Raw genomic sequence first — 16681 nt, 5'->3', positions numbered from 1 at the left:
TTGAGCGTGCGGCGTTAGCCTTCCCGCAATCAAAACGGGAGGTTTCGATGTCGCGTCGCCTTTGGTCCGCCGCCTCCATCCTGGCGCTGGCGCTCGTTTCCGCCCCGGCCTGGGCCCAGACCCCGCCGCCGCGGGACGAGCAGGTCGACATCGACGAGATTGTCGTCTCCGGCATGCGGGTGCGCCAGGGCGGCGCCCAGGACATCAACTACTTCCGCGGCGAGGCGCAGGCCCAGCGCATGCCGATGCCCGACACCCTGACGCCCGAGGGGCTGATGGGCGGCTACGACCTGCGGATCCCCGGCAAGGAGGCCTGCGCCCGCGTGCTGTGCGTCACCGGCGAGGCCATGCGCGCCGACCTGCCGCAGTCGCCGGCCGACAAGGTGCTGGTGGGACTGGGCTTCGACAGCGGTATTGACGCCAAGACCTGGAAGCGCGCGCCGCTGAACCTGGTGGCGGTGGTCGACAAGTCCGGCTCGATGCAGGGCGGCCCGCTGATGCGGGTGCGCGAGAGCCTGCACCAGATCCTCGAACAGCTGCGGCCCGGCGACCAGCTGAGCATCGTGCTCTACGGCGACCGCTCCTACCGGCACCTGGAGCCGACGGTGATCGGCGACAAGCGCGCCGCCATCCGCTTGGCCATCGACGCCATCGAGAGCGCGGGCTCCACCAACATGGAGGCGGGCCTCAAGGTCGGCTACGAGACCGCCTTCGCCAGCAAGGACGGCTTCAAGGGCGTCACCCGGGTGATGCTGTTCACCGATGAGCAGCCCAATGTCGGCCGCACGGATGCGGCCAGCTTCATGGGCATGGCCAGGGAGGCCTCGCTCAAGGGGATCGGCCTGACGACCATCGGGGTCGGCACGCAGTTCGACGCGCCGTTGGCGACCAAGGTTTCCAGCGTGCGGGGGGGCAACCTCTATTTCCTGCGCGACAAGGCCGACGTCGAGACCGTGTTCGCGGCCAAGCTCGACACCATGGTCTCGGAACTCGCCTACGACCTGACGCTGACCATCAGGCCGCGCGCCGGCTACCGGATCAGCGGCGTCTACGGCGTGCCGGGCGACGAGTTGAAGTCGGGGCCGGGCGGGGCGGTGTCGATGACCGTGCCGACGGCCTTCCTCAGCAACGAGGGCGGCGGGCTGTTCGTGGCCCTGGCCAAGGGCGCGGCCTTCCTGCCCGAACCGGCGCTGGCCCCCGGTGATCGCCTGCTGGACGTCGATCTGAACTACACGGTCGCCGCCGATGGAGCCGAGGCTCGCCAGGTCCTGGCCGTGGCCGCGCCGGCCGGACAGGCTTCTGATGGCCTGAAGCTGGGCCATCTGCTGCTCGACGAGTTCCAGTCGCTGCACCGCGCCGCCACCCTTCACCACAAGGATGGCGACGAGGAGGGGACCTACCAGGTGCTGAAGGGTTTCGACGGCCGCCTGCGGGCCCAGGCCGATCCGCGCCTGGAGCCGGAGCGCAAGCTGGTGGCCGAGATGCTGACCCGCGCGGCCTTCCTGGCGGGCTATGCCGGCGAGGCGCGGGCCGAGGGACCGGTCAACCTGCTGGGCGCGTGGACGGTGGCGCGCATCGACGGCGAAGGCCAGATCGACATCAAGCGCGGCGACCAGCTGCGCTTCGGCGAGGAGGATCTGGTGGTCAGCCGCCGCCAGCGGGGCGCGCTCAAGGCCGACGAGCCGGAGGGCTACGAGGCCAACGAGGACCAGCTGTCGCTGCCGGAGTCCGAACTGGTCTTCGACTATCGCCTGGCCAAGGACGGCGCGCTGATCCTAAGGCACGACCGGCTGGACCTGCGGGTGGTGCTCAAGCGCACGCCGCGAAAGGTCGAGACGGCGATCACCGGCTGAGGGCGCGGCCCTACAGGTAGCGGGCGAGGGCCGGGTCGGCCGCGACGGCTTCCAGCAGCCAGTCGCGGAAGGCGGCGATCTTGCGCACGCGCCGACGCTCCTCGGGATAGGCCAGCCAATAGCCGCCGCCGTAGCGGGGCGCGATATCGAAGGGCTGGACCAGGCGCCCGGCGGCGATGTCGGGGGCGAAGAAGATCGGCGAGCCCAGGGCCAGGCCCTGGCCGGCGATCGCCGTGGCCACCTCCACCGACTGGGCGTCGGCCGCCAGGCGCGGGGCCTGCGCGCCCTGGGGCGGGGTGACGCCGGCGGCGGCGAACCATACGGCCCATTCGCCCGGCGAGCCGATGCGCGGCGCGTCCAGCAGGTCGGCAGGGCGCTCGAAGCCGCCCATCCGGGCCAGGAAGTCCGGCGAGCAAAGCGGCGTCTGCACGAAGGGCATCAGGAAGTGGGCGGTCAGGCCCGGCCAGTCGCCGTCTCCGGCGCGCAGGGCCAGATCGGCTTCGCCGCGCGTCAGGTCGCGCATGGCCGAGGTGGTGTCGAGGCGCACGGCGATGCGCGGATGGGCCAGCTGGAAGGCGCCCAGGCGCGCCGCCAGCCAATGGCTGGCCAGGCTCTGCATGGTCGTGACGGCCAGCACGCCCTCGTCCGCCTCGATCAGGTCGGCGAAGGCCGAGCGCAGCAGGCCCATGGATTCAGTCGCCGCCCGTGACAGCCGCTCGCCGGCCGGGGTGAGATCGACCTCGCGCACCTTGCGCACGAACAGGGCCTGGCCCAGCCGCTGCTCCAGCGCCTTCACCTGCCAACTGACGGCGGCCTGGGTGACGCCCAGATCGTCGGCGGCGCGCGTGAAGCTCTTCAGCCGGGCGGCGGCTTCGAAGGCGCGGATGGCGCCGAGCGGAACGGATGCGAGGATGTCTGCCATAAGTCTGGCTTATCCATAGCTCAACGAACCGCGTTTGTCGCGCGGCGTGATCGCGCCGATCTTCCTGACATTGAAAGGCGTCAGGAGGCGCGATCATGGAAGAGTTTCACAAGACCCATAAGGAAACCACGTTCGGCTGGGTATGGGCGATCGAACGCCTGATCGCCGCCTGGAAGAGCCAAGCCGCTGCGCCGCCGATACCGACGGCGCCGGTGGTCGGCTGCGACGCCCTGCCCAAGGGCGCGCGCTACCTCGTTCCGCGGTGAGCGTTCAGCGCCGGAAGCGGCGGTAGAGCAGAAAGCCGATGAAGCCTGCCGCCAGGGTCAGGGCCGCTGAGATCGCCGCCCGCCAATGCACCTTGCGGTTCTTTTCGCTCTCGGCCTGCGCCGCCAGCCGCGCCTTCTGGTCTTCGGGCCGCAGCAGCCAGTCCTCGCCGGACTTGGCGCCGAGCAGGACCCGCCGGGGCGCGCCGCCGGCGCCTTCGGCCAGCTCATAATAGCGCACGGTGGCGTAGCGGCCCGCATGATCGCCCACCCGTCCGCCGCCGTTCAGGCAGTCGTCGGCCGTCGCGCCGACCGGCGCGCAGCGCAGGCGCAGGCGGCGGCCATCGACGGTCTCGTAGTCGTAGCCGTCGGCCTGGGGCGTGTCGGTGCGGCTCTTGATCACGCCGATCGTCAGGACGGTCCTGTCGCGGGGCGGCGGCGTCCAGGCCGGATCGAGCGGCGTCGCCCAGGTCCAGATCGTGTTCCAGCCGATGACGGCGACCAGGATCGGGGCGAAGCGGACGGCCAGATCCTGGAACGGCCAGGGAGAGCGGGCCAATCAGTCCTCGCGCTTGGCGCCGTCCAGCGTGCGCGTCAGCTTTTCCGCGCGGGCGGCGTCGAGGGTCTTTTCGGCCTTGGTGCGGCCGAAGCGGGCGCGGTTCTCGGCCGCGACCTGCTTGGCGTCGGTCTTGGCCTTGGCCTTGCGGGCCTGGTTGAGGTTGAGGATCTCGGCCATGCGGTTCGGTCTTGGTGTCTTCAGGGCTTCGGCGCCGGCGCGGCGGCGGGCTTGGGAGCGCGCTTGCCGGCCGGGCGGATGATCAGGGTTTCCTGCAGGTGCAGGCTTTCGCCCTTCTTGATCACATAAGGCGCGCGTCCGGGGAAGACGCAGTTCTGCATCGACAGCGTGTTGCGCAGGATCCAGCGGGTGACCGGCTTGTCATTGGCCTTGCAGCTCAACCCCACGGTCCAGGCCGGAACGCCCGGCGCGGCGGGCCAGGCGAAGCCCATGGCCTTGCCGGCCTCGACCGGCTCGTTCTGCGGCTTCACCTGCTTGCCGCCCGAGCCGAACACCAGGGCGTCGGGGCGAACCAGGCGGATCGAGAAGCCGCCATAGCCCTTGGCGTCGTCGCTGCCGCCCAGGGCCAGGGTGTCGGTGCGGGCGGTGATGGTCGTGTCGAAGTCGATCCGCCGCACGCCGCCCTTCAGCGGATGAACGGTGACCTTGGTGGTCTCGGCGGCGGCGTAGACCACCTCCGGTCCTGAATTGACCAGCCAGTCGGCCTTGATGGTCACGATCCCGCGCCCGACCGCGTCGCCCTCGAAGCCGCGGTCGTGCACGTGGAAGCTCAGGCCCTGCATGAACCAGCCGTCGCCGACGCTTTTGCCGTTCACCAGCACCTGGTGCCAGCTCCAGAACGCGCCCCGCTGATGCAGGTGGTCGGCGGGGCGGTCCTCGGTCAGCACCGTTCCGTCGGGCGCATACAGCGGATGGACGTAGTTGGAGCGGCCCGGCTCCTTGGCCGGGTCCAGCGGCTTGGTGCGATAGACGAGGGCGGTCTTGCCGTCCTCGGTCACGGTTATGGCGTCGTCGCTGAGCGCGGCGTCGATGCGGCCGGCGAAGGCGGGCGAGGCCCCAACCAGAAGGGCGGCGGCGAGCAGGGCGGCTTTCTTCATCAGGAGAGGTCGTCCTTGGTCAGGGCGCGGGCGAGGGCGGGGCGGGCGTTGGCCCGGGCCAGCCAGTCGTCATAGACCGCGTGGGGCGGCAGCATCTGGCGGGCGAACTGCAGCAGGCTGACGAACAGGATGTCGGCCGCCGAGAAATGCTCGCCCAGCAGCCAGGGCTGCTTTTCCAGGGTGGTGCGCAGGCGCTCGTCGAGGGCGGCGTACTGGGCCTTGTCCTGGTCGTCCTGCCGCTTCTTCCAGAGATTGGTCACCGCCGGCTCCAGCACGCCGGCGTAATAGGCCAGCCAGCTGAGATAGGGGCCGCGGTGCGGGTCGCTGATCATGGGGCCCAGGCCTGCGGTCGGGAACTTGTCGGTCAGGTAGAGGGCGATGGCCGCGCTTTCGGTGATCAGCACGTCTTCGTCCAGCAAGGCCGGCACCTGGCCGTGCGGGTGGGGGTTGCGCGGGTCGGGCGCGCCCGTGCCCGTGGTGCTGCGGAAGATGTCGACCTTCTCGATCTTGTAGGGCGCGCCCAGTTCCTCCAGCAGCCAGAGGAAGCGGGTCGAACGCGAGCGGGGCGCGTGAAACAGGGTGAGCATGGCGGCGTCTCCTGGGACCCGTCTCTACAGTGGGCCTTGCCTGCGAACGTATGGCGAACGCGAGGCCGCGGCAATCGGGAAACCAACGGTCGCCCATGGCCGTTGATGCGGTCAGGGCCGCGCTATGACGGCGCGGCCGATGGGAGGACACATCCATGATGGATGCATCTCAAATCCACGAACATCTGGAAGTCGTCGGCTCGGACGGCAAGCACGTCGGCCGGGTCGATCACGTGGTCGGCACGGAGATCGAACTGGCCAAGTTCGACCTCGGCGGCGGCCTCAAGCACCACATGATCCCGCTGTCGTGGGTCGAGTATGTCGACGACGACGCGGTGCACCTGAGCCTCACCCAGGAAGACGCCAAGGCCCGCTGGCGCGAAAAGCACTGAGGGGACGGTGCGTCCTTCGAGGCTCGGCTGCGCCTCGCACCTCAGGATGAGGACGTTGGTTGCACTGAACTCCTCATCCTGAGGCGCCCGCGCAGCGGGCCTCGAAGGACGCAGGGCCTCTCAACGAAAAAGGGGACCAGCCATGGGCCGGTCCCCTTCGATCATACCGCTAGATCCACAATCTAGCGCTCCAACCAACGCCTACTTCACGTTGGCGCAGAAGCGCTGGATGCGTTGGCAGGCGTCTTCCAGCACGTCGTTGCTGGTGGCGTAGCTGATGCGGAAGAACGGCGACAGGCCGAATGCCGCGCCGTGCACGACCGCCACGCCCTCGGCCTCCAGCAGTTCGCCGGCGAAGTCCTCGTCGGTCTCGATGACCTTGCCCGACGGGGCCGTCTTGCCGATCACGCCGGCGCAGGACGGATAGACGTAGAAGGCGCCTTCCGGGGTCGGGCAGTGCAGGCCCTGGGCCTGGTTCAGCATCGACACCACCAGGTCGCGGCGCTCCTGGAACAGCTTGGCGTTCGGCTTGATGAAGTCCTGCGGGCCGTTCAGGGCCTCCAGCGCCGCCCACTGCGAGATCGAGCAGGGGTTGGACGTCGTCTGGCTGATCATCTTGCCCATGGCCTTGATCAGCGCTTCGGGACCGGCGGCGTAGCCGATGCGCCAGCCGGTCATCGAATAGCCCTTCGAGACGCCGTTCATCGTCAGGGTGCGGTCATAGAGCTTGGGCTCGACCTGGGCGATGGTGGTGAACTCGAAGTCGTCGAACACCAGGTGCTCGTACATGTCGTCGGTCAGCACCCAGACCTGCGGGTGGCGCAGCAGCACGTCCGCGATCGCCTGCAGCTCGGCGCGGGTGTAGGCGCCGCCCGAGGGGTTGGACGGGCTGTTGATGATCAGCCACTTGGACTTCGGCGTGATCGCCGCTTCCAGCGCTTGCGGCGTGATCTTGAAGCCGCTCTCGGCGGTGGTCTCGACCGAGACGGGCGTGCCGCCGGCCAGCAGGGTCATGTCGGGATACGACACCCAGTACGGCGCGGGGATGATCACTTCGTCGCCCGGGTTCAGGGTGGCGACCAGGGCGTTGTAGATCACCGGCTTTCCGCCCGGGGCGACGTGCACCTGGCTCGGCTTGTACTCCAGGCCGTTCTCGCGCTTGAACTTGTCGCAGATCGCCTGCTTCAGCGCGGGCATGCCGTCCGGGTCGGTGTACTTGGTGTGGCCGGCCTTGATCGCGGCGATGGCCGCGTCCTTGATGTTGTCCGGGGTGTCGAAGTCCGGTTCGCCGGCCGAAAGGGCGATCACGTCGCGGCCGGCGGCTTTCAGCGCGCGCGCCTTGGCGCTGATGGCGATGGTGGCCGAAGGTGCGATGCGCCGCAGGGCGGCGGACTCGAGCGACATGATCTTGGACTCCCCTGGAAAGGACCGGTTTCAGGATTGCGGCGGTCTTTACGCCCGACCCCTTCGCGGCGCAACGCGAGACCGGACTAAAGCTGTGCTTCTTGCCAGGCTGTGGCGGTCGCGCTACCGCTACCATTCGATAACAAGGGTCCGCCGCGCGTACGGCGGAGCCACGCGTCGGGGGACGTGGTCGGAGCATCCGGCATCCCCCTGGGAAGGAAACGGCCCGCCGACTCGCACAGGCGAGCGGTCACAAGTCACGCCTTTCGGAAGGGGGAACACCTGATGAAGAAGACCATCCTCGGAGCCGCCGTCTCGGCCCTCGCTCTGTCGCTTGTCGCGCCGGTCGCCTCGGCGCGCGACGAGGGGATCATGAAATACGCCCTCAACAAGCCGTCGACGGCCTGGAACGTCTATGGCCCGGGCCAGACCAACGCCTATGTCAAGGACAAGGCCGTGACCGGCGGCGGCGGGGTGCGGGTCGTGGTCGCCACGCCCGACCCGGCGGCGGCCTGGCGGGTCTCGGGCGGCCAGGCGGTCAACGGCAAGATCGCCAAGGGCGACGTCATCACCGTGGCCTTCTGGGCCAAGGCCGAAGCGGTGGAGGGCGGCCCCGCCGCGGCCACCGTCGCCTCGGTGCGCGTCCAGCAGTCCAGCGAGCCATGGGGCGGCATAGTCGAAGGCGGTTCGGTGAAGGTCGATAGCGCCGACTGGAAGATCTACAGCGTCAGCGGCCGCGCCACGATGGACGCCGACAAGGGCGGGGCGGGCGTGGCCCTGCACCTGGGCTCGACCAAGCAGACGATCGTCCTGGGCCCGCTGTTCGTGCTGGACTTCGGCCCGAACTACGATCCGTCGCAGCTGAAGTAGGGGGCGGGCGCTTAGATGCTCCCCCTCTGGGGGAGCTGTCGCGAAGCGACTGAGGGGGTCTGCTCGGCATCGGCCGGCGCTACCCCCTCCGGCCCTCTGGGCCACCTCCCCCAGAGGGGGAGGATCTTCGTCCTAAGTCCGCACCACCTCGACAAACCCTGCCAGGTGCTTCCGAAGCCCCTCGATCGTGCGCTCGTCGGTCAGCGCGCCATCGACGATCTTGGTGTGGGCCTGGCCGACCAGCACGTCGCCCTGCGGCTCGGTGCGGGCGCCGGCGCGGCGGAGGGAAAGGCGCAGGGCGTCCTGGGCGCGGACGGTCCCGGTGATCCCCGGCGAGGCGCCGAACAGGCAGCACGGCTTGCCGGCCAGCGGCGCGGGCTTGCCGCGCGAGGCCCAGTCGACGGCGTTCTTCAGCACGCCGGTGATCCCGCCGTTGTATTCTGGGCAGGCGATGACCAGGCCGTCGGCGGCGCGGATCGCTTCCTTCCAGGCGACGACGGCGGGCGGATCGCCCTCGTCCTCGAGGTCCTGGTCGAAGAACGGCAGGTCGCGCAGCGAGAAGGGCGTGATCGTCACGCCCTCGGGCGCGAGGTCCAGGGCCGCGCGGAGCAGGGCGGTGTTGAGCGAGGCGGCCCGCAGGCTGCCCGAGACGCCGATAAGGTTCATGCGCGATTCCGGAAGGTGAGCGTGGCGCGCACCATGCCCGGCGTCGTCCGGCGGCGGCAAGCTCAGCTGGCGCGGGCGGCGGCGAGGTCGGCCTCGGTCAGGTGAAGCTGGGCGGCGACCTGGCTCCACAGGCGGCCGATCTCCTGGGCCGCGGCGCCGGCCGGCTCCCATTCCAGCACCGAGCGGCCGTGGGCGATCGACTGCTGGAAGGCCGTGCGCGAGCGCAGGCCGACGACGGCCAGCGGCAGGCCGCAGAAGCGCAGGGCCTCGGCCGCCTTGACCACGCTGGACGGCTCGACGCCGCCGCGCTTGGCCGGGGCCTGGTTCAGCACGATCAGGCCGTTCTTGCCCAGGCGGCGCACGGCCTCGGCCGAGCGGGCCACGGCGGCGATGTCGAGAAAGGTCGGGCGGCAGACCAGCAGGCACAGGTCGGCGACGTTGACGGCGGTGACGACGTCGGCGTCGGGCGCGGCGGGCGTGTCGACCACCATCAGGTCGAAGGCTTCGTGCTCGGCGTGGAAGCGGGCCTGGAAAAGCTTGCCGGCGCTGCTTTCCATCAGCACGGGACCGTCGGCGGTCCGGCCGCGCAGCACGTCGGACGCCGAGCGCTGCGGATCGATGTCGGCCAGGATCGTCCGGCGGCCTGCCAGATGAGCGGCGAGCGCCAGGTTGACGGAAAGAGTGGTTTTGCCCGCGCCCCCCTTGCGCGAGATGACGGCCAAGGTCTTCACGTTCGTTTCCTCACTGCGCCCGCGTCCCCCTGCAGGCCTGTGGATAAGTAGCGTTGGTATACGACGTTATCGCAACGTCAAAGTCGTCACGCGGGAATCCGGCCCTTCGGCGCCCGCCGCCGGGGCGAACTTTTCCCGTCGATGCACAGCGGCCACGCTTTTGACGCCATCGGAGCGCTTGACCCGGCGCCGACCATGCGCGAGGCAGGACCCGTGATCATCCGCCGTCTCATCGACTTCTTCACCAACATGGACGCCCGCGCCTGGCGCGCGGTGGCCGTCTCCTTCGTGCTGTTCGGCGGGGTGGGGATCGTCTTCCTGTTCGGCGCCCAGCTTCTGGGCCTCAACGGCGAGACCACGGTCGAGCAGTGGCTGACCGCCGCGCACGGCCCGTGGGCGCTGCCGGCGGCCGTCGGCGCCTTCGCGGCCCTGGCCTTCGTGGGCGTGCCGCAGTTCGTGCTGATCGCCGCGGCGGTGGTCGCCTTCGGTCCCTGGACGGGCTTGGCCTACAGCTGGATCGGCACCCTGGTCTCGTCGCTGGTCGGCTTCTGGGTCGGCCGCTCGTTCGGCGGCAAGATGCTGGCCAGCCTGCCCAGCGACGGCGTGCACAAGTTCATGAAGCTGATCGGCAAGAACGGCTTCCTGGCCAGCCTGATCGTGCGCCTGGTGCCGTCGGCGCCGTTCATCGTCGTCAACATGGCCGCCGGCGTCACGCCGATGAAGGTGCGCGACTTCACGGCCGGCACCGCGATCGGGATCATCCCCAAGATCGCCCTGACCGCCTTCGCCGGAAACACCATCGTCCAGGCCATGCGGGGCGGCGGGATCCAGCACATCGTGCTGCTGGTCATCGCCGCCGCGATCTGGATCGGAGCGGGTTGGGTCGCCCGCAATTGGCTGAAAGCCAAGGAAGAACAAGCCGACACCTAAAGTCGTCAAGGGCATTTCATGCCCCTGGCGCGGCGAAATGCCCGTGTCGCGAGCAAACGGCTTGCTGGATTTGGCGTGGTTCGCTAAACAATCCGTCATGTGCCGCGAACGCGACAATCTCCTTCTCCTTGCGCTGGGGCTTAGCCGCCCCTGGGCGTCCGTCTAGCCGCGCGTACGTATCGTCGCGGCCGGTCGCTCAGGGGATGAACCGCCCTTCAGCCCTCCGGACCTCGCGAAAGACAACTCCATGACCGCCCCGATCACCGCCGCCGTCGATTCCAAGAAAGAGTCCGGCCGCGATAACGTCGTTATCTTCGACACCACCATGCGCGACGGCGAGCAGTCGCCCGGCGCCTCGATGTCGCTGGAAGAAAAGCTGGAACTGGCCAAGATCCTCGAGGAGATGGGGGTCGACATCATCGAGGCCGGCTTCCCGATCGCCTCGAACGGCGACTTCCAGTCGGTCAACGAGATCGCCAAGATCGTCAAGAACTCGACCATCGCCGGCCTGTGCCGCGCCCACCAGGTCGATATCGACCGCTGCGCCGAGGCCCTGCGCCCGACCCAGCGTGGCCGCATCCACGTGGTGATCGCCACCTCCGACCTGCACATGAAGCACAAGCTGCAGATGGAGCCGGACGCCGTCATCGACGTGATCGCCCGCTCGGTGACCCACGCCCGCAACCTGCGCGACGACGTCGAGTGGTCGGCCGAGGACGCCACCCGCAGCGACCGCCAGTTCCTGCGCCGCGCCATCGAGACCGCCATCAAGGCCGGCGCCACGACGATCAACCTGCCCGACACGGTGGGCTACACCTATCCGTCGGAATACGCCGACCTGTTCAACTGGATGGTCAACAACGTCGAGGGCGCCGACAAGGTGATCTTCTCGACCCACTGCCACAACGACCTGGGCCTGGCCGTGGCCAACAGCCTGGCCGGCGTGCAGGGCGGCGCCCGCCAGATCGAGTGCGCCATCAACGGCCTGGGCGAGCGGGCCGGCAACGCTGCGCTGGAAGAAGTGGTGATGGCCCTGAAGGTGCGCGGCGACAAGCTGCCCTTCGAGACCCGCATTGACACCACCCACATCACCCGCGCCAGCCGCTACGTATCGGCCATCACCGGCTTCCCGGTGCAGTACAACAAGGCCATCGTCGGCAAGAACGCCTTCGCGCACGAGAGCGGCATCCACCAGGACGGCATGCTCAAGAACCGCGAGACCTACGAGATCATGACGCCGGAATCGGTGGGCCAGGCCCCGTCGAGCCTGGTCATGGGCAAGCACTCTGGCAGCCACGCCTTCCGCGCCAAGCTGAAGGACCTGGGCTACGAGCTGGGCCAGAACGCCCTGAAGGAGGCCTTCGGCCGCTTCAAGGACCTGGCCGACCGCAAGAAGCACGTCTACGACGACGACATCATCGCCCTGGTCGACGACGCCCTGGCGCGCGGCTCGGAGAAGATCCGCGTCTCGCATCTGCGCGTGGTGGCCGGCACCGAAGGCCAGTCGGCCGAGCTGACCCTGGACGTCGACGGCCAGCCCAAGAGCGCCGAGGCCTCGGGCGACGGTCCGGTGGACGCCGTGTTCAACGCCATCCAGAAGATCGTGCCGCACAGCGCCGCCCTGCGCCTGTTCCAGGTGCACGCGGTCACCGAAGGCACCGACGCCCAGGCCCAGGTCTCGGTGCGCCTGGAAGAGGACGGCCGCATCGCCACCGGCGCGGCCGCCGACACCGACACCCTCACGGCCTCGGCCAAGGCGTACGTCAACGCCCTCAACAACCTCTTCGCCCGCAAGGAGAAGAGCGCGCCGGCGGCCATCGCCAGCGGCTTCTGAGGCTAGTAGAGCCTCACCTGCTTCCTAGCTGACGGGGCAGGGCGGTTTTAGGCCGCCTTGCGCCAGCCCCAGCGTCGCGTCGCCAGGATCTCGGCGGCGAGGTGCGCCTGCGGCTGCACGTCCAGGCCCAGCTGGGCCAGGCCCTCGCACAGCGACAGGCGCTCCTCCGCGTCCACCACGGCGCTCACGTCGATCACCATCACCCCGCCCGGGCGCAGCAGGCCCAGGGTGGAGGCCGCGGTCGCGCGCATGTCGTCGGCCTTGGGGCAGCCCACGACCAGCAGCACGTCGTTGCGCTCGTCGGCGGCCGAGCAGGTGGCCCGGCGGGCGATCTCGACGCGCTGGTAGCCGCGACGCCACAGCTGGCCCATGGCCTCGGCGGCGTCGGGCCCGGTCACGGCGACGAAGCACAGCGGGGTGGACTGGGCGAGCTCGAGCATCCGGTCGAGCGTCGGATCGATCCCCTCGGTCGGGACGCCCAGCAGGAACTGCGCGGCTTGACGAAGCGGGTGGGCGGACATGGTGAACACCTTGTTAGGGAACGCAGCTTAAGTGCGCCAACCCCACTGTTCTGCCGCCGCGCCGCGTCAGGGCGCTATTCGTAAACCCGCCGCCGGCGTAAGGGCGGCATAAAGGAGCCGAACCCATGAGCTCGACCCTGGAAGGCAGCGTCGCCTCGCCGCCGCGTTGGCACGAAATCGCCATGCGCACCATCGAGGCCGGCTTCGACATGTCGTCCGAGGCGCGCATCGGCGAAATGCTTCGCATGCTCGCCGTCGGCCGCAAGGCGCTGCTGGAAATGGGCACGGGCACGGGCCTGGCGACCGCCTGGCTGCTGGACGGCATGGACGAGGACGCCCGCCTGGCCACCGTCGACAACGACCCCGAGGTCCAGGCCGTGGCGCGCGACGTGCTGGGCGAGGACCCGCGCGTCGATTTCGTCACCGAGGACGGCGCGGCCTATCTGGCGGGCCAGAACGACGGCGGCTTCGACCTGATCTTCGCCGACGCCGTGCCGGGCAAGTACGAGAGCCTGGACGACGCCCTGCGCCTGCTGCAGGTCGGCGGCATCTATGTGGTCGACGACATGTCGCCCCAGCCGAACTGGCCCGAGGGCCACCAGGCGCGGGTCGACGACCTGGTGCTGCGCCTGGCCAGCGATCCGCGCCTGGCCATTGTCGGCATGGACTGGGCCTCGGGCGTTCTGGTGGCGGCGAAGAGAGCGGCATGATCTGGATCCCCATCACCATCGGCGCGGCGGCTCTCCAGGTCGCCCGCAACGCGGCGCAGCGTTCGGTGATGGGCGGGGCCGGCCCCTGGGGCGCGACCCTCGTGCGGTTCCTGTTCGGCCTGCCGTTCGCGATCGTCTTCGCCGCGATCGCGTTCCTGGTCACCAAGGACCCGCAGGCGCATCTGACGACGCGCTTCTGGCTGGGCGCCTTCGCCGGCGCCGGCCTGCAGATGGCGGCGACGGCGGCGCTGCTGGTCGCCATGCAGCGCTCGTCCTTCGCCTTGGGCACGGCCATGCAGCAGAGCGGCCTGCCGTTCGCCCTGGTCTGGGGCGCGCTGCTGTTCGGCGACCGCATCAGCGGTCTGCAATGGGCCGGCGGCCTGGTGGCCACGGCCGGCCTGGCCGCCCTGTCCTGGCCGCGCGGTCCGGTGACGATGAAGCGCGGCGCGGCCCTGGCCGGTCTGGGCGCCGGCGCGATGTTCTCGCTCAGCGCCAACTGCTTCCGCCAGGCCTCGCTGACCTTCGATCCGCAGCACCTGGCCTATTCGGCCTTCGTGACGGTGATGGTGGTGCAGGCCATCCAGTCGGTGGCCCTGACGGCGATCCTGCTGATCCGCAATCCCGACGCCGTGGTCGCCGTGCTGGCGGCCTGGCGTAAATCTCTGGGCGCCGGTTTCTGCGGCGCGGCGGCTTCGGGCCTGTGGTTCACGGCCATGGCGCTGTCGCCGGTGGGGCCGGTGAGGGCGGTCGGCGTGGTCGAAATTCCCTTGGCCGCATTGGCCGGACGCAGGCTGTTCGCCGAGCGTTTGAGCCCGTTTCAGATCCTCGCCGGCGTGGTTACCGCGCTCGGAGTCGTCATGGCGGCGCTCGGCTAGTTTTCGCCACGTTTATGCGTTCCCCCTGCCGCTTCGCTCACGAGTTTGAAACAGGTGAGAAGGCTTGGCGAATAGACCTTGAAATCAACGCTTTCGCGGTGCAAACGGGCGGCGTCTCCCACACTCTTCCGGTGGTTGGACGACGGCGCGGCCCGGCGGCTGCGCTCCCGTCGCCGCAGGAAGGCGCAGGGCAGGACAAGGCGATGATCCGCGTACGCGGGGAATCATGTTGTCCTCTCCCTGATTTGCAGTAGGAGCCTTTTTCTCGTCTGCTCCGCCGTTCCGGTGGAAAAGGCTCCTCGCCCACGGTTTCCGTGGTTTTCGACGTCTCGCCCCTTCTACCCCTCAGTCAGGGTTTTCGATGTTCTCTTCCCTCTTCGGCGTTATCTCGAACGACATCGCCATCGACCTGGGCACGGCCAACACCCTGATCTACCAGAAGGGCAAGGGCATCGTGCTGAACGAGCCGTCGGTCGTGGCGCTGCGCAACGTCGGCGGCCGCAAGATCGTCCACGCCGTGGGCATCGAGGCCAAGCAGATGCTGGGCCGCACGCCGGGCCACATGGAAGCCATCCGCCCGATGCGCGACGGGGTCATCGCCGACTTCGAAGTCGCCGAGGAGATGATCAAGTACTTCATCCGCAAGGTTCACAACCGCAAGGGCTTCGTGAACCCGAAGGTGATCGTGTGCGTGCCGTCGGGCGCCACCGCCGTCGAACGCCGCGCCATCAACGACAGCTGCCTGAACGCCGGCGCCCGCCGCGTCGGCCTGATCGACGAGCCGATGGCCGCCGCCATCGGCGCCGGCCTGCCGATCCACGAGCCGACCGGTTCGATGGTCGTCGACATCGGCGGCGGCACCACCGAGGTGGCCGTGCTGTCGCTGTCGGGCATCGTCTATTCGCGCTCGGTCCGCGTCGGCGGCGACAAGATGGACGAGGCGATCATCAGCTACATGCGTCGCCACCATAACCTGCTGATCGGCGAGACGACCGCCGAGCGCATCAAGAAGGAAATCGGCACCGCCCGCGCGCCGGCCGACGGCGAAGGCCTGTCGATCGACGTCAAGGGCCGCGACCTGATGCAGGGCGTGCCGCGCGAAGTGCGCATCAGCGAAAAGCAGGCCGCCGACGCCCTGGCCGAACCGGTCGGGCAGATCGTCGAAGCCGTGAAGGTGGCCCTGGAAGCCACCCCGCCGGAACTGGCCTCGGACATCGCCGACAAGGGCATCATGCTGACCGGCGGCGGCGCGCTGCTGCGCGGCCTGGACGCCGAGATCCGCGACCACACCGGCCTGCCGGTGACCGTGGCCGACGACCCGCTGTCGTGCGTCGCCCTCGGCTGCGGCAAGGTGCTCGAGCATCCCAAGTGGATGAAGGGCGTCCTCGAGTCGACCCTGGCCTAAGCGTAGTACAATCCGTATCGGCGCCGGGGGGCGCCAGGAGAACAGTTCGTGCCCTTTCGTGAAGGTCCGCTCGGCGACCTGAAAGTGCCGCTCACCTGGACCGCGGCCGTGGCGCTCATCGTCGCGATCGTGATCGCGGTGGCCTTCCTCCTGGCCGACCGGCGCGAGACCCTGCAGCTGCAGGCCTACGGCGTCACCCGCCAGACGGTCGACACGGTGGCCAAGCCGGTCAGCGGCGTCATCGCCGCGCCCGGCCGCTGGACCGGCGTCGGCGTCGGCGCGGTGCGCAACTACTTCTTCGCCGGCTCCGAGAACGCCCGCCTGAAGGCCGAGCTTCAGGAGATGCGGGCCTATCGCGACAAGTATCTGGCGCTCGTCGACGAGAACGACCGCTACAAGTCGCTGCTGGGCCTGAAGACCGATCCGCCGATCCCGATGGTCGCCGCCCGCGTGGTGGCCGACAGCCGCGGCCCCTTCGCCAACACCCGCCTGGCCGACGCCGGCAAGGAAAAGGGCGTGGTGGTCGGCAATCCGGTGATGAACGAGCGCGGCCTGGTCGGCCGCGTGGTCGGCGTCGCGCCCGGCGCCAGCCGCGTGCTGCTGCTGACCGACATCGCCTCGCGCACGCCGGTGATGATCGACCGCACCAACGCCCGCGCCATCCTGACCGGCGACGGCGGCCCCAATCCCAAGCTCGACTACCTGCGCGGCGCCGATCCGATCCAGCCGGGCGACCGGGTCGTCACCTCCGGCGACGGCGGCGTCGTGCCGCGTGGCCTGCCGGTGGGCGCGGCCGTCAAGGGCCTGGACGGCCGCTGGCGGGTGGTGCTGTTCGCCGACAGCACCTCGATCGACTACATCCGCATCCTGCTGTTCAAGGACTTCGCCCAGCTCGCCGACCAGCAGGCCCTGGCCGCCAAGGTGCTGCCGCCGGTGATCACCGAGAACCCCGAAGAGTCGATGCTGGGCCCGGCCAAGCCCCCCGCGCCGGCTCCGGCCGCTGGGACACCGGCTGCGGCGACGCCCGCGCCCGCGGCTCCGAAG

General features: G+C 69.5%; 19 protein-coding genes. 10 read left to right on the top strand and 9 right to left on the bottom strand.

The annotated features are described in order from the left end of the window. The first annotated feature begins 47 nt into the window (after positions 1-47). Positions 48-1853 carry a vWA domain-containing protein gene (locus AC07N1_RS19525; RefSeq protein WP_494673293.1) on the top strand — a complete coding sequence of 602 codons (1806 nt, stop codon included), beginning with the start codon at positions 48-50 and terminating at the stop codon, positions 1851-1853. Positions 1854-1863: 10 nt separating this feature from the next. Here the strand turns inward: AC07N1_RS19525 and AC07N1_RS19520 are convergent, their stop codons facing one another. After that, entirely contained in the window at positions 1864-2775 is a 912-nt protein-coding gene (locus tag AC07N1_RS19520; protein ID WP_494673292.1) for a LysR substrate-binding domain-containing protein, read from the bottom strand. Positions 2776-2870: 95 nt separating this feature from the next. Here AC07N1_RS19520 and AC07N1_RS19515 point away from each other — a divergent pair, with 95 nt between their 5' ends. Then, positions 2871-3041 (top strand): hypothetical protein, encoded by a 171-nt coding sequence (locus AC07N1_RS19515; protein WP_494673291.1) that lies wholly within the window; start codon positions 2871-2873, stop codon positions 3039-3041. Between the two features lie 4 nt (positions 3042-3045). Here AC07N1_RS19515 and AC07N1_RS19510 read toward each other — a convergent pair whose 3' ends face one another. From AC07N1_RS19510 to AC07N1_RS19495, 4 genes are read right to left on the bottom strand one after another with little or no spacing between them, the layout of a single operon-like run. Beyond that, positions 3046-3597, bottom strand: a complete 552-nt coding sequence (locus AC07N1_RS19510; RefSeq protein WP_494673290.1) for a hypothetical protein — start codon at positions 3595-3597, stop codon at positions 3046-3048. Beyond that, entirely contained in the window at positions 3598-3774 is a 177-nt protein-coding gene (locus tag AC07N1_RS19505) for a DUF4169 family protein (protein WP_494673289.1), read from the bottom strand. It lies immediately after the preceding gene. A 20-nt stretch (positions 3775-3794) separates the two neighbouring features. After that, a complete protein-coding gene (locus tag AC07N1_RS19500) occupies positions 3795-4712 on the bottom strand; it encodes a DUF6807 family protein (RefSeq protein ID WP_494673288.1) in 918 nt (305 codons plus the stop codon). Continuing rightward, positions 4712-5299, bottom strand: a complete 588-nt coding sequence (locus AC07N1_RS19495) for a glutathione S-transferase family protein (RefSeq protein WP_494673287.1) — start codon at positions 5297-5299, stop codon at positions 4712-4714. Before AC07N1_RS19495 ends, AC07N1_RS19500 begins: the two co-directional genes overlap by 1 nt. A 155-nt stretch (positions 5300-5454) precedes the next feature. Between AC07N1_RS19495 and AC07N1_RS19490 the strand changes: the two genes are divergently transcribed. Then, positions 5455-5691, top strand: coding sequence for a DUF2171 domain-containing protein (locus AC07N1_RS19490; RefSeq protein ID WP_494673286.1), 237 nt, complete (start codon positions 5455-5457; stop codon positions 5689-5691). Between the two features lie 201 nt (positions 5692-5892). Here the strand turns inward: AC07N1_RS19490 and AC07N1_RS19485 are convergent, their stop codons facing one another. After that, on the bottom strand, positions 5893-7095 hold the full coding sequence (locus AC07N1_RS19485; protein ID WP_494673285.1) for a pyridoxal phosphate-dependent aminotransferase: 1203 nt from the start codon (positions 7093-7095) through the stop codon (positions 5893-5895). A 285-nt stretch (positions 7096-7380) separates the two neighbouring features. On the opposite strand from AC07N1_RS19485, the gene AC07N1_RS19480 reads away from it, so the two are divergent. Beyond that, entirely contained in the window at positions 7381-7965 is a 585-nt protein-coding gene (locus AC07N1_RS19480) for a hypothetical protein (protein WP_494673284.1), read from the top strand. A gap of 132 nt (positions 7966-8097) precedes the next feature. Here AC07N1_RS19480 and AC07N1_RS19475 read toward each other — a convergent pair whose 3' ends face one another. Beyond that, a complete protein-coding gene (locus tag AC07N1_RS19475) occupies positions 8098-8631 on the bottom strand; it encodes an NADPH-dependent FMN reductase (RefSeq protein WP_494673283.1) in 534 nt (177 codons plus the stop codon). A 62-nt stretch (positions 8632-8693) separates the two neighbouring features. Continuing rightward, positions 8694-9362: an AAA family ATPase gene (locus AC07N1_RS19470; protein ID WP_494673282.1), complete on the bottom strand. Its 669-nt coding sequence runs from the start codon at positions 9360-9362 to the stop codon at positions 8694-8696. A 216-nt stretch (positions 9363-9578) separates the two neighbouring features. Between AC07N1_RS19470 and AC07N1_RS19465 the strand changes: the two genes are divergently transcribed. Both AC07N1_RS19465 and AC07N1_RS19460 read left to right on the top strand, forming a co-directional pair. After that, on the top strand, positions 9579-10292 hold the full coding sequence (locus AC07N1_RS19465; RefSeq protein ID WP_494673348.1) for a TVP38/TMEM64 family protein: 714 nt from the start codon (positions 9579-9581) through the stop codon (positions 10290-10292). 247 nt (positions 10293-10539) lie between these two features. Beyond that, positions 10540-12126: a 2-isopropylmalate synthase gene (locus AC07N1_RS19460; RefSeq protein WP_494673281.1), complete on the top strand. Its 1587-nt coding sequence runs from the start codon at positions 10540-10542 to the stop codon at positions 12124-12126. Positions 12127-12173: 47 nt separating this feature from the next. On the opposite strand, the gene AC07N1_RS19455 is transcribed toward AC07N1_RS19460, so the two are convergent. Further along, on the bottom strand, positions 12174-12647 hold the full coding sequence (locus AC07N1_RS19455; protein WP_494673280.1) for a hypothetical protein: 474 nt from the start codon (positions 12645-12647) through the stop codon (positions 12174-12176). 125 nt (positions 12648-12772) lie between these two features. Here AC07N1_RS19455 and AC07N1_RS19450 point away from each other — a divergent pair, with 125 nt between their 5' ends. The 4 genes from AC07N1_RS19450 to mreC all read left to right on the top strand — a co-directional run. Continuing rightward, a complete protein-coding gene (locus AC07N1_RS19450; protein WP_110119946.1) occupies positions 12773-13357 on the top strand; it encodes an O-methyltransferase in 585 nt (194 codons plus the stop codon). Next, positions 13354-14232 (top strand): DMT family transporter, encoded by an 879-nt coding sequence (locus AC07N1_RS19445; protein WP_494673279.1) that lies wholly within the window; start codon positions 13354-13356, stop codon positions 14230-14232. Before AC07N1_RS19450 ends, AC07N1_RS19445 begins: the two co-directional genes overlap by 4 nt. A gap of 361 nt (positions 14233-14593) precedes the next feature. Then, positions 14594-15637 (top strand): rod shape-determining protein, encoded by a 1044-nt coding sequence (locus tag AC07N1_RS19440; RefSeq protein WP_056761599.1) that lies wholly within the window; start codon positions 14594-14596, stop codon positions 15635-15637. Positions 15638-15685: 48 nt separating this feature from the next. Then, the coding region (mreC, locus tag AC07N1_RS19435; protein ID WP_494673278.1) for a rod shape-determining protein MreC at positions 15686-16681 on the top strand (996 nt) is incomplete at its 3' end.

It is taken from the genome of Caulobacter sp. GW821-FHT09B11, assembly GCF_059418205.1.
The sequence above is the reverse complement of the archived record's forward strand: the minus strand, read 5'-3'. Positions and strand labels throughout refer to the sequence as shown.